Origin of the sequence: Streptomyces sioyaensis, from assembly GCF_004122735.1 — a bacterium.
Taxonomy (GTDB): domain Bacteria; phylum Actinomycetota; class Actinomycetes; order Streptomycetales; family Streptomycetaceae; genus Streptomyces; species Streptomyces sioyaensis.
The window spans coordinates 40,565-51,712 of sequence record NZ_SDIF01000045.1 but is presented as its reverse complement, the minus strand read 5'-3'; the positions used below and the strand labels follow the sequence as shown (position 1 = coordinate 51,712).

Annotated in this window: 11 protein-coding genes; 6 read left to right on the top strand and 5 right to left on the bottom strand. The window is 73.1% G+C overall.

Annotation, left to right across the window (positions count from 1 at the left end):
* Window positions 1–78: 78 nt before the first annotated feature.
* Window positions 79–936, bottom strand: a complete 858-nt coding sequence (locus EST54_RS17475; protein ID WP_129248564.1) for an ABC transporter ATP-binding protein — start codon at window positions 934–936, stop codon at window positions 79–81.
* A gap of 321 nt (window positions 937–1,257) precedes the next feature.
* Between EST54_RS17475 and EST54_RS17470 the strand changes: the two genes are divergently transcribed.
* The 4 genes from EST54_RS17470 to EST54_RS17455 all read left to right on the top strand — a co-directional run bounded on the left by EST54_RS17470 (window position 1,258) and on the right by EST54_RS17455 (window position 6,127).
* Entirely contained in the window at window positions 1,258–1,653 is a 396-nt protein-coding gene (locus EST54_RS17470) for a hypothetical protein (RefSeq protein WP_129248563.1), read from the top strand.
* A 237-nt stretch (window positions 1,654–1,890) separates the two neighbouring features.
* Window positions 1,891–3,555: a SulP family inorganic anion transporter gene (locus tag EST54_RS17465; protein ID WP_239013139.1), complete on the top strand. Its 1,665-nt coding sequence runs from the start codon at window positions 1,891–1,893 to the stop codon at window positions 3,553–3,555.
* Between the two features lie 54 nt (window positions 3,556–3,609).
* Complete coding sequence (locus EST54_RS17460; RefSeq protein ID WP_129248562.1) at window positions 3,610–5,043, top strand: M1 family metallopeptidase; 1,434 nt, start codon at window positions 3,610–3,612, stop codon at window positions 5,041–5,043.
* A 154-nt stretch (window positions 5,044–5,197) separates the two neighbouring features.
* On the top strand, window positions 5,198–6,127 hold the full coding sequence (locus tag EST54_RS17455) for an AraC family transcriptional regulator (RefSeq protein WP_129248561.1): 930 nt from the start codon (window positions 5,198–5,200) through the stop codon (window positions 6,125–6,127).
* Window positions 6,128–6,234: 107 nt separating this feature from the next.
* On the opposite strand, the gene sigJ is transcribed toward EST54_RS17455, so the two are convergent.
* Both sigJ and EST54_RS17445 read right to left on the bottom strand, forming a co-directional pair.
* Complete coding sequence (sigJ, locus tag EST54_RS17450; protein WP_129248560.1) at window positions 6,235–7,242, bottom strand: RNA polymerase sigma factor SigJ; 1,008 nt, start codon at window positions 7,240–7,242, stop codon at window positions 6,235–6,237.
* A gap of 117 nt (window positions 7,243–7,359) precedes the next feature.
* On the bottom strand, window positions 7,360–8,199 hold the full coding sequence (locus EST54_RS17445) for a class I SAM-dependent methyltransferase (RefSeq protein ID WP_129248559.1): 840 nt from the start codon (window positions 8,197–8,199) through the stop codon (window positions 7,360–7,362).
* Window positions 8,200–8,293: 94 nt separating this feature from the next.
* Between EST54_RS17445 and EST54_RS17440 the strand changes: the two genes are divergently transcribed.
* Both EST54_RS17440 and EST54_RS17435 read left to right on the top strand, forming a co-directional pair.
* Window positions 8,294–8,959 carry a TetR/AcrR family transcriptional regulator gene (locus tag EST54_RS17440; RefSeq protein ID WP_239013140.1) on the top strand — a complete coding sequence of 222 codons (666 nt, stop codon included), beginning with the start codon at window positions 8,294–8,296 and terminating at the stop codon, window positions 8,957–8,959.
* Window positions 8,960–8,967: 8 nt separating this feature from the next.
* Window positions 8,968–9,972, top strand: coding sequence for a hypothetical protein (locus tag EST54_RS17435; protein ID WP_129248558.1), 1,005 nt, complete (start codon window positions 8,968–8,970; stop codon window positions 9,970–9,972).
* A 23-nt stretch (window positions 9,973–9,995) separates the two neighbouring features.
* Here the strand turns inward: EST54_RS17435 and EST54_RS17430 are convergent, their stop codons facing one another.
* Both EST54_RS17430 and EST54_RS17425 read right to left on the bottom strand, forming a co-directional pair.
* Complete coding sequence (locus EST54_RS17430; protein WP_129248557.1) at window positions 9,996–10,565, bottom strand: hypothetical protein; 570 nt, start codon at window positions 10,563–10,565, stop codon at window positions 9,996–9,998.
* A 147-nt stretch (window positions 10,566–10,712) separates the two neighbouring features.
* Entirely contained in the window at window positions 10,713–11,030 is a 318-nt protein-coding gene (locus tag EST54_RS17425) for an SH3 domain-containing protein (RefSeq protein WP_129248556.1), read from the bottom strand.
* Window positions 11,031–11,148 lie beyond the last annotated feature (118 nt).

Sequence of the window (11,148 nt, the reverse complement as noted above, 5' to 3'; positions counted from 1 at the left end):
CGTCAGTGGGGAGGGGGCCGTCGGCGGGAACGGCTCCGCCTGCGGGGACAGGTCCGTCGGCGGGGACGGGTGCGGTGGTCATCGCGCGGGCTCCTCTGTGGTGGTGCGGGCCGGTTGTGGCGGCCGGGCCGTGGCATCGGCCTCGTCGACCAGGTGGAGGAAGGCGGCCTCGGCGGTGGCCGCGCCGGTGCGCTCGCGGAGGGTGTCGGGTGATCCGTCGGCCAGGATGCGGCCCTCGCGCATCAGGAGCAGCCGGTGGCAGCGCTCGGCCTCGTCCATGACGTGGGAGGAGACGAGGAGGGTGGTGCCGCGGTCGGCGGCCAGGGCGTGGAAGAGGTTCCACAGGTCGCGGCGGAGGACGGGGTCGAGTCCGACGGTGGGCTCGTCGAGGACGAGGAGTTCCGGGGCGTCGAGCAGGGCGACCGCGAGGGAGAGCCGGCTGCGCTGGCCGCCGGAGAGGTTGCCGGCGAGGGCGTCGGCGTGGCGGCTGAGGTCGACGTCCTCGATGACGCGGGTGACGCTCTCGCGGCGCCGGCTGCGGGCGGCCCGGCCGGGGTGGAGGACGGCGGCGAAGTAGTCGAGGTTCTGCCGGACGGTGAGGTCGTCGTAGACGGACGGGTCCTGGGTGACGTAGCCGATGCGGGGGCGCAGCCGGGGGTCGCCCGCGGGCCGGCCGAGGACGTCGAGGGTGCCGGTGACCTTGGCCTGGGTGCCGACGATGGCGCGCATGAGGGTGGATTTGCCGCAGCCGGAAGGGCCGAGGAGGCCGGTGATCCGGCCGCGGGGCACGTCGAAGCGGAGGGCGTCGAGGACGGTGCGGCCGCCGCGGACGACGGTGAGGTCCTGGGCGTGGACGGCCGTGTGGACGGCTGCGTCCTGGGCCGGAAGGGCCGTGTCCTGGGCCTGGACGGCGGGGTCTCGGCCATAATTCATCATGCGATGAATACTGCTCCTGGCGGGATGGGGCGTCAAGCGGGTGGAGAAGAGGAATCCAGTGGGGGCGAGGGGCGGTGGGGTCGCCATCCGGGAAGGGCCCTGAGGTGGCCGGGCCGTTCAAGGTGGCGGGAGGGGCGGAATGGAGTGCGAGGGCGGCGCATTGCGGAACGGCGTGGACGCGAAAGGGCGCCGGAGCGAACGGAAGCAGTCATTCCTGTCGGATAACTCCGCATTCACAGGGTGATTACATATCTAGTAGCACTGTTGCGTGTTCGCTTGGACACAATGGGGTGACTGTCCAGCCGCGCCGGAAGGGGCGACATGGCGAAGACCCGGGCCGGCCGCATCGGCCGGCTCCTGTTGATCGTCGTGGCGCTCGTGCTGGCCCTGCCGGCCGTCGCCGGGGCCGCGTACGGGGAGAGCGTGTCGGCGACCGCGAAGAGCGCCGCCCGCAGTGACTCCCCGGACGACGCGCAGTGGGCGTCGGACACCTCCGAGCACCCGCAGTCCGGCGCCGACCGCTGCCGGACGCGGCACGGCGGGCGCTCCACGGCCACGGTCTCCGCGCCGCACCCGCCGCGCACGACCGTGTCGAGCGCCGGTCCGGTCCGCACCGAGAGCGGGCTGAGCGTGACCGTCCCGCTCACCGGCCGTCGGGCCGTTCCGCTGTCGAGATCAGGCGAACTGCCGCTCCGGCACCTCGTGATCCGCTGCTGAGAGCGGAGAGCTGTCCCCAGGGCCTCCCCCGGCCCGCGCAACCGACGGATCCAGCCGTCATCCCTTTCCCTGGCGTGCGCCTCATGACACGGCGCGACGGCGGGTGAGCGCAGCCCTCGGGCCCGCGGTCGCCGGCCGGTTGCGCGCCGCGTTCCGCTCGTGTGTCCCGGTGCGTCCTCGTGCGTACCCGGGCGCCCGCGCGCGCCGCCGCATCTCCTACTCGATGGAGGCATGCTCATGCGAAGGTTCCGTGTTGCCCGGCTCCGCCCGTCCCTGCCGTCCATACCGTCGCGTCACACGCTGGTGCGCGCACGCGCCGACTTCACCGCCTCGCTCGTCGTCTTTCTCGTCGCCGTCCCGCTGTGTGTCGGGGTGGCCGTCGCGTCCGGGGTGCCGGCCGAACTGGGGCTGGTGACCGGCATCGTGGGCGGGCTGCTCACCGGGCTGTTGCCCGGCAGCAGTCTGCAGGTCAGCGGTCCGGCCGCCGGGCTGACCGTGCTGGTCTACGAGGCGGTGCAGGAGTACGGGCTCGGCGCGCTGGGCGCGCTGGTGCTGTGCGCCGGGGTGTTGCAGCTGGTCATGGGGGCGCTGCGGCTGGGGCGCTGGTTCCGGGCCATTTCCGTGGCGGTGGTCCAGGGGATGCTCGCGGGCATCGGGCTGGTGCTGATCGCCGGGCAGTTGTACGCCCTGACGGATGCCAAGGCGCCGGGCAACGGGCCGGCGAACATCGCCGGACTGCCCATGCTCGCGGTGGACACCCTCGCCTCCGACCCGGCGCTGTCGGCGCTGGCTGTGGGCGCGGGCACCATCGCGCTGCTGGTGCTGTGGCCCAAGTGGCAGCGGGCGGCGCGGGTGCTGCCGGCGCCACTGGTGGCGGTGGCGCTGGCGACGGCCGTGGTCTCCGCGCTGGATCTGCCGGTGGCCCGGGTCGAGGTGGCGGGGCTGCTGGATGTCGTCCAGCCGCCGGGCGGTGCGGACTTCGCCCGGCTGGCGGACCCGGGGGCGCTGGCCGGGGTGCTGGGCACCGTGCTGGCGTTCACCCTGATCGCGTCGGCGGAGTCGCTGTTCAGCGCGGCCGCGGTGGACCGGCTGCACGACGGGCCGCGGACCGATTACGACAAGGAGCTGATGGCGCAGGGCGCCGGCAACACGGTGTGCGGGCTGCTCGGTGCGCTGCCGATGACCGCGGTGATCGTGCGCAGCGCCACCAATGTGCACGCCGGGGCGCGGACGAAGGCCTCGCGGGTGCTGCACGGGGTGTGGCTGCTGGTCTTCGCGGCGGCGTTTCCGGCGGCCCTGGGCGTGGTGCCGATCGCGACGCTGGCCGGCGTACTGATCCATGCGGGCGGCAAGTTGATCCCGGTGAAGCAGTGGCCGCCGCTGTGGCGGGAGCACCGGGGGGAGGCCGTGGTGCTGGCCGCGACGGCGGTGGCGATCGTGGCCACGAACATGTTCGAGGGGGTGCTGCTGGGGCTGCTGATGGCGGTGGCCAAGTCGGCGTGGGAGACCTCGCACGTCCACCTGGAGATCGTGGAGGGAAGCGAGCCCGCGGCGGGCGACGGCGGGGCGGGCCGCGGCGGCACGAACGGCGATGACGCCGCGGGCCGTCCCTCAACAGGCAAGGGGAAGCCGCGCATTGGGGCGCCGGGCCACGGCACGCCGGCCGGCCCGTCGTCCCGGCGGCCGCTCCTCGTCCGGGCCGTCGGCAATGCCACCTTCCTGCGGCTGCCGAAGCTGCTCGACCAGTTGGAGGCGCTGCCCGAGGACCGGGAGATCGAGCTGGACCTGTCCGGGCTGCGTCATCTCGACCATGCCTGTGCGGCCGCCCTCGGCAGCTGGGCGGAGCAGCGGCGCGGTCCGGACGGCCCCACCCGGCAGAAGGCACCGTCCATCACGCCGTGACGCGACCGGAGCGGAAGGGACCGGCCGAACGGCCGAAATGTCCGTAGGGTCGGCATGCTGATGACCGCCGACCCTTGGAGTGCCGTGAACCGCCGGCCCCTTCGCTCCTGTGGTGCGACCGCCGCCCTCTCCGCCAGCCTGCTGCTCTCCGCGTGCACCAGCAGTGACCCGCGGGGGGCGGCGGGCAGCGGCGGAGTGGGCGATCCGCTCTTCCCGGCACTCGGCAACGGCGGCTACCAGGTGCGCCATTACGGGCTGGACCTCGACTACGACGTCAAGAAAGGGCGGCTGGAGGCGACCGCCGACCTCACCGCCGAGGCCACCGAGGACCTGCGGTCCTTCCAGCTCGATCTGCAGGGGCTCAAGGTGTCCGGCGTCCGGGTCGACGGCGAGGACGCCGCGTTCTCCCGCAAGGGGCACAAGCTGATCGTCCGGCCGGCCGACGGGCTCCGCAAAGGCGCCTCGTTCCGTACGACCGTCCACTACGGCGGGAGTCCGCAGGAGCTGAAGGATCCGGACGGTACGACGGAGGGGTGGGTCAAGACCCCCGACGGGGCGTTCGTCGCCGGTGAGCCCGCCGGCTCCATGACGTGGTTCCCCGGCAACAACCACCCCGCGGACAAGGCGACCTACGACGTCACGATCACCGTGCCGAAGGGCTGTACCGCCGTCTCCAACGGGGAGTTGCGCGCGCAGCGGACCTCCGGGGGCCACACCACCTTCACGTGGCACAACGGCCGGCCGATGGCCAGTTATCTCGCCACCGCCACCATCGGCAGATTCGATGTCCACACCTCGCGTACGCCCGACGGGCTTCCGCTGTACGTCGCGGTGGACCCGGCGGAGGTCAAGGCGAGCCGGGGGCCGCTGGAGAAGCTGCCGGAGATCGTGGAGTGGGAGAGCGGGCTGTTCGGCCCGTACCCCTTCGCCTCGGCGGGTGCCGTCGTCGACCGCACGCCGTCCCGGATCACCTGGGGGGCTCTGGAGGCCCAGACCAAGCCGATCTACGCCGGGGCGCCGGACACCACGACCGTGGTGCACGAGATGGCCCACCAGTGGTTCGGTGACTCGGTGACGCCGAAGACCTGGGCGGACACCTGGCTCAACGAGAGCTTTGCGACCTACGCCGAGTGGCTGTGGGCGGAGCACAAGGGCGGCAAGACACCGCAGCAGCAGTTCGACGCGCTCTACAAGGACGCCCCGCACAACAAGCGCTGGGACTTCCCGCCGGCCCGTCCGGGCACGGCGAAGAACGTGACCGGCCCGGCCGTCTACGAGCGGGGCGCGATGTTCCTCCAGCAGCTGCGGAACGCCGTCGGCGACAAGACGTTCTTCCGGATCCTCAAGGAGTGGCCCGCCGCGTACCGCTACCGCACGGCCGATTCGGCGGATTTCCTCGCCTTCTGCCAGGAGCGCACGGACGTGGATCTGGCGCCGCTCTTCCGGGCCTGGCTGTACGGGAGCGGAAAGCCGAAGCGGCTGTACTGAGCAGGCAGCGGTGCGTGCTGCCGTGTCTCCGTGCCCAGGTCACGCACGGGCGGCGGACCGACCGCGACGGACCCGACCGCGCCGGGCACAGGATGTCGGGTGCGGCAGGCCCGCCGCTTCCTAGCGTGAGGGGCGAAAGGGAAGGAGGCCCGGGGTGCTGGAGCGGCTCAACCAGGCCATGGAGCACATCGAGTCGCATCTCGACCAGCCGGTCGAGGTGGCTCATCTCGCGCGCATCGCCGTGACGTCGGAGTACCACTTCCGTCGGCTGTTCTCCGCGCTGGCGGGCATTCCGCTGTCGGAGTACATCCGGCGCCGGCGGCTGACCGTGGCCGGCGCCGAGGTGCTCGCCGGTGAGCGGACGCTGCTGGACGTCGCGACGCGCTACGGCTACGGCTCGGGAGAAGCCTTTGCGCGTGCGTTCCGCGTCATGCACGGGGTGGGTCCGGGCGAGGCCCGGCGGACCGGTGCGGCGCTGCGCTCCCAGCCACGGATGTCCTTCCGACTCGTCGTCGAAGGGAGCAGCAGTATGCGATACCGGATCGTGGACAAGGAGGAGTTCCGGGTGGCCGGCAGGAAAGCCCGGGTCCCGCTCGTCCACGTGGGGGTCAACCCGGCGATCGCCGAGTTCGTCCGGGGCATCGGCCCCGAGACGCTCCGGCGTATGACGGAGCTGTCCGACCAGCAGCCGGAGGGGATCGTCGCGGTGAGCGACCAGCTCGATCCGAGCCGGGCGGAGGGGACCGAACTCGACTACTACCACGGCGTGGTGACCCGCGCCGAGGCACCCGAGGACATGGACGTCCTTCCCGTTCCGGCGGGGACCTGGGCCGTCTTCGAGAGCTCCGGCCCGTTCCCGCAGGCGCTCCAGTACCTGTGGCGGGACGTGTTCACGCAGTGGTTCCCGTCGAATCCGTACCAGAGCAGGCCGGGGCCGGAGATCCTGCGGGTCCGCCTGTCGCAGGACGGGACGCAGGCGGACGGGACACCGGCGGACAGGGCGCCGTCAGAGGGGGCGCAGGCGGACGCGGAGTTGTGGATACCCGTGGAGAGGGTGGAGCGAGCGGAGCGATCCGCCGCCTGAGCGGGCACCCGCGGCGGTGCGGGGTGAGCCCGGGCCGCCGCGGCGTGCCGATGTGAGGTGGCCGGAGCCCGGGCGGTGCCGTCGGCGCCGCCCGGGCTCCGGCCGGTTCACAGCCGGTCGAGGTCCAAGTGGCCCAGCTTGTCGGGGTTGATGACGGCGTCCACCTCCGTGATCCGCCCGTCGTGGACGGTGAAGGCGAAGACCCCGGCCTGCCCGCTCTCCGGGTGGGCGAAGAGCAGCCCGGCGGCGCCGTTGACGTCCGCCATCGCGACCCGCAGCCCGCCTTCCTGGACGCCGCGGGTGACCAGTCCCCGCACGAAGCGGGCGACCTTGTCGCGGCCGATCACCGGCCGGCGGGCACTGCTCACCTTGCCGCCGCCGTCCGAGCGCCAGATGACCTCGGGGTCGAGCACCGACAGCAGCGCATCGAGGTCGCCGCCCATGACGGCGGACAGAAAGGCCTCGACGGTACGGCGGTGCTCCGCGCGGTCGACGGTGCGGCGCGGCGCCTCGGCCCGTACCCGCTTGCGGGCGCGGGAGGCCAACTGCCGTACGGAATCGGGGGTGCGGCCGACCGTCTCGGCGATCTCCGGGAACGGGACCGCGAAGACGTCGTGGAGGATGAAGGCGATCCGCTCGGCCGGGGTGAGCCGTTCCAGGACGGTGAGCAGCGCCATCCCCACCGATTCGTCGAGGGTGACCCGGTCCTCGGGGCCCTCGCTCCGGCCGGTGCCCGCGGCGCCGACGGGCAGCGGGCCGCCGGCGTCGTCGAGCAGCGGCTCCGGCAGCCAGGGCCCGACGTAGGTCTCGCGGCGGGCGCGGGCCGAGCCCAGCAGGTCGTAACAGATGCGGCTGACGACCGTGGTGAGAAAGCCGCGTGGGCTGGCGACCGTCGTGCCGGCGGGCACGGACTGCCAGCGCAGCCAGGTCTCCTGTACGGCGTCGTCGGCGTCGGAGACCGTGCCCATGATCCGGTAGGCGATGGCCCACAACCGCCCGCGCTGCTCCTCGAACTGCGCAAGCCGGTCCCCGTCCGGCGCGCCCGTGCCTCCGGCCGTCTCCGGCTCCCGCTCCGGCTCCCGCTTCGTCCCCGCCTCCGTCTCCGGCTGCGCCATCACCCGCTCCTCTGCTCTCGTACGCGGTCGCCGACCGCCGTCGTACGGGGCCGCGTCCGCCGTAATACGTGGCCGCGAACGCCCTGCGTCCCTGCCGGTCCTCCTGGCCCCTCCCCCTCAGGACGAAGCGGGCGGCCGGAGTGTGACAGTCACGTCCAGCGCATACGCCTCCTCGACGATGCCGTCCGGGAAGACGTCCAGCAGCGCGGTCCGCTCGTCCGCGAGGACCGGGGCGGCGGCCTCGGGTCCGATGGCGGAGAAGTACGAGCGGCTGCCCAGCATCGCGAGGTGGGTGTCGAGGGGGATTCGCCGGGTCCAGTGCAGGACGCGGCAGACCGGGTGGAGTCCCAGGCCGAGGCCGCGGATCAGGTCGGGGGCCTCCGGCGCGACGCCGTGCTCGTGGTACCCGGGAAGCCGCCGGGCGATCCTGGCCTCCTGTTCGGCCGCCCAGTCGACGTCCGGGTCCGGCACGTTCCACCACAGGGCGAGCGCGCCGCCCGGCCGCAGCACCCTCATCGCCTCGGGGACGGAGCGGGCCGGGTCGGTCCAGTGCCAGGCCTGCGCATAGCCGACGAGGCCGAAGCCCGCGTCGTCGGAGAACGGCAGCGCGTCGCCGAGCGCGCGGACGAGCGGGGTGCCGGGGTGGGCGGCGCGCAGCTCGGCGGCCATGGCGGCGCCCGGTTCGACGGCGGTGACCCGGGCACCGCGGGCGGTGAGCAGCGCGGTGGCGATACCGGTCCCGGCCCCGACGTCCAGCACCCGCGCCCCGGCCAGCGGCTGCCCCGCCAGCTCCTCGATCGCGTCGAAGAGGGCCGGTGGATAGCCGGGGCGGGCGGCGGCGTACTGGGCGGCCACCGCGTCGAACGACCGGGCCAGGGTGGCGTGGGCCGGTGTCGGAGCGGGCGCCGGGTGCTGGGGCGATCGCGACGGCTGTTGTTGCTGAGAACGTTCCGGCATGGGCTCATCCTGCCCGCGCCACGGAGAGCGCGGAGGGCCACGGAAAAAACCAAACCCGGTTCAATTTTGAACCCGGTATGGCTATGGTGTCGCCATGGCGGGACTGCGTGAGCGGAAGAAGGAAGAGACCCGGCAGCGGATCGCGGCCACGGCCTGGCGGCTGTTCGCCGAGCGGGGCTTCGACGCGGTCACGGTCAACGAGATCGCCGAGGCGGCACACGTGGCCAAGGCGACGCTGTTCACCTATTTCCCGACCAAGGAAGCGCTCGCCCTCCAGGGCGTGGGGGACGACGACCTGGCGGGCATCGTCACCGGACGGCCGACCGGCGTGACGCCCCTGGCCGCGCTCCGGACGCATTTCCGCGCGCTCGCCGCCGGGCCGATGACCGGGCTGGACCCGGAGGTGCTGGTCTCCCGGGTCCGGGTGATCTTCGACAGCCCCGCGCTCAGCGGCGCCACGAACACCCTGCTCTACCGGCAGCGGCAGCAGTTGGCGCAGGCGCTGACCGCGGAACTCGGCGAGCGGACGGCCGAATTGGCGGCGGCTCAGATCAGCGCCTCACTGGTGACCCTCCAGGAGGGCTTCTTCCGGCGGCTGGCCGACGGCGCCTCGCTGGACGACGCCCGCCGGCAGCTGGGCGAGGACGTCGAGCTCGCCTTCGACCTCCTGGCCCACGGACTCGACCAGCACGAAGACCCGGCGAAAGACGTTGCGGAAGACCTTGCGAAAGACCTTGCGGAAGACCGAAGAGAGCGGTGAGACGCGGTATGCGGGCACGGGGCATCAATTACGACATCGGGTTCCTCCCCGGCGAGGAGCTCTCCCGGAAGACCTTCACCGTCGAGGCGGTGCGGCAGGACCTCGCGGTGATCGCGGAGGAGCTGCACTGCGATGTGGTGCGGATATCGGGCGGCGATCCGGAGCGGCTGAGCATCGCCGCGCGGTGCGCCGCGGAGGCCGGACTGGAGGTGTGGTTCGCGCCCTTCCCGGTCGACCTCACCCCCGAGGAGCTGATGCCGTACTTCGCGGACTGCGCGGAGCGGGCCGAGGCCGTACGGGCGAGCGGGGCGGAGGTGGTGTTCGTCGCCGGATGCGAACTGAGCGCGTTCTGCGCGGGCTTCCTTCCCGGTGACACCTACAGCGACCGGCTTCAGGCGATGATCACCGCCGATATGGACTGGTGGCTGTCGGCCGGCCCGGTACAGGAGCGGCTCAACGGCTTTCTCGCCGAGGTCGCGGCCGTGGCCCGCGCCCGCTTCGGCGGCCGGATCAGTTATGCCGCGGGGCCCTGGGAGGACATCGACTGGCGGCCGTTCGACGTCGTCGGCGTGGACGCCTACCGGGCCGCGTACAACGCCACGACGTTCCGGGACGACCTGCGCGCGCATGGCAGACACGGCAAGCCGGTCGCGGTGACGGAGTTCGGCACCTGCGCCTACCGGGGCGCGGGCGAGCGGGGCGGGCTGGCCTGGCAGCCGCCGGAGGGCGCGGTGCCGGACGAGCGCGAGCAGGTGCGCTACCTCACCGAACTGCTGGACATCTTCGAGGACGAGGGCGTGGACACCGCGCTGTGGTTCACCTTCGCCGCCTTCAACACGCGCAAGGGTGCGGACCTCACCTCGTACGGGGTGGTGCGGATGCTCGACGAGACCCGCTGGGAGCCGCGGGAGGTGTTCCACACGATGGCGGCCCGGTACGCGAGGGACGGCGAGGGCGGGCGGGGCACGCAAGCAGCCCGGGACGCGGAGGACGCCCGGAACGCCGAGGGCTGAGCCGCCCGGGGCCGCGCCCCGGGTCAACGACGCTTCTTGGCCCCGGCCTTGGCCCCCGTCTTGCCCCCGGCCTTGCGGGCGGCCGGGTTGCCGGTGCGGGCGCCGCGGCGGCGCTCGTACCGCTCTCGTGCCGCTTCGTACTCGGCGCGGTGCCGCTGCTCCCCGGGAGCCTCGACGAGGCTGCGGCAGAAGTAGGCGAGCAGCGAGCCGACGAAACCGATGAGCAGCAGGCCCTGCCCGGAGCCGTCGGCCACGGACGGCCCCGGGCGGCCGGTGAGGCCCGCCCAGGTGTGGCGGAAGGCCAGCGCGCTGCAAACGGCGAAGCCGACGACGACGAGGGTGCCGACGAACGGGCCCACGGAGGCGATCTCCAGGCCCTGGAACGCAAAGCGCAGCACGGCCGCACCCGCCGCGGCCAGCGCCAGCGAGCCCACCGCGACGCCGGCCCGGCGCAGGCCGTAGCCGCCGTCGTGCCGGACCCAGCTGGTGCCGAAGAACCGGATCGGCGCCGGCTCCGGGCCGCCGTGCCCGGTACCACCGGACTCCCGGCCGCCCGGCTCCGGGCCGTCGGCGGGCGCGTGTTCATCGCTCATGCCCCGATTATCCCCGGCGGGACACGGACGACGGGAGCGCGCTGCCCCGGCGGGCCGCAACAGCGGGCGGGCAGCGGACCGACGGCCTCAGAGCAGCCCCGACGGCCCGACGGCACCCGGCCCGCCGCCCACGGCCCGCCTCGCGCCTCAGCTCGTGCAGAGCGGCGCGACCATGCCGCTGCTGCCCGTGTGGACGTAGGCGTCGGAGACGTACTGCCCGGGCGCGATGTTGTCCCAGATGTCCGAGGTGCCGTACGGGCCGGACACCCGCTGGCCGTGCCGCTGGCAGCGGATCTGCACCCGGGCTCCCTCGGCCAGCTGGCGGACGACCGGGGAGTCGGTGCTCGGGCCCTGCCGGACCTTGACGCGGTAGCCGGGCGCGAGGGGATAGGTGAGGCCTCCCGCGGCGGCGAGCGCCTGCTCTTCCGCCGGCTCCTGCGCGCTCTGCTGATCCTGTGTGGTCATTTCTCATTCCCCCGTTTGCTACTGATCCTTTTACTGCGGCGGCGATGCTCGCCGTGGTAGTGCAACGCGCACGCTAGCAAGCTTCATTCATCTCGTACGTGTTATCGACTAAGCTCCG

Excerpts from the sequence above, each read along its gene's own strand:
- EST54_RS17475 (WP_129248564.1), bottom strand. The coding sequence starts at position 936 with ATGATGAATTATGGCCGAGACCCCGCCGTCCAGGCCCAGGACACGGCC.
- EST54_RS17470 (WP_129248563.1), top strand. The coding sequence starts at position 1,258 with ATGGCGAAGACCCGGGCCGGCCGCATCGGCCGGCTCCTGTTGATCGTC.
- EST54_RS17465 (WP_239013139.1), top strand. The coding sequence starts at position 1,891 with ATGCGAAGGTTCCGTGTTGCCCGGCTCCGCCCGTCCCTGCCGTCCATA.
- EST54_RS17460 (WP_129248562.1), top strand. The coding sequence starts at position 3,610 with ATGCTGATGACCGCCGACCCTTGGAGTGCCGTGAACCGCCGGCCCCTT.
- sigJ (WP_129248560.1), bottom strand. The coding sequence starts at position 7,242 with ATGGCGCAGCCGGAGACGGAGGCGGGGACGAAGCGGGAGCCGGAGCGG.
- EST54_RS17445 (WP_129248559.1), bottom strand. The coding sequence starts at position 8,199 with ATGCCGGAACGTTCTCAGCAACAACAGCCGTCGCGATCGCCCCAGCAC.
- EST54_RS17440 (WP_239013140.1), top strand. The coding sequence starts at position 8,294 with ATGGCGGGACTGCGTGAGCGGAAGAAGGAAGAGACCCGGCAGCGGATC.
- EST54_RS17435 (WP_129248558.1), top strand. The coding sequence starts at position 8,968 with ATGCGGGCACGGGGCATCAATTACGACATCGGGTTCCTCCCCGGCGAG.
- EST54_RS17430 (WP_129248557.1), bottom strand. The coding sequence starts at position 10,565 with ATGAGCGATGAACACGCGCCCGCCGACGGCCCGGAGCCGGGCGGCCGG.
- EST54_RS17425 (WP_129248556.1), bottom strand. The coding sequence starts at position 11,030 with ATGACCACACAGGATCAGCAGAGCGCGCAGGAGCCGGCGGAAGAGCAG.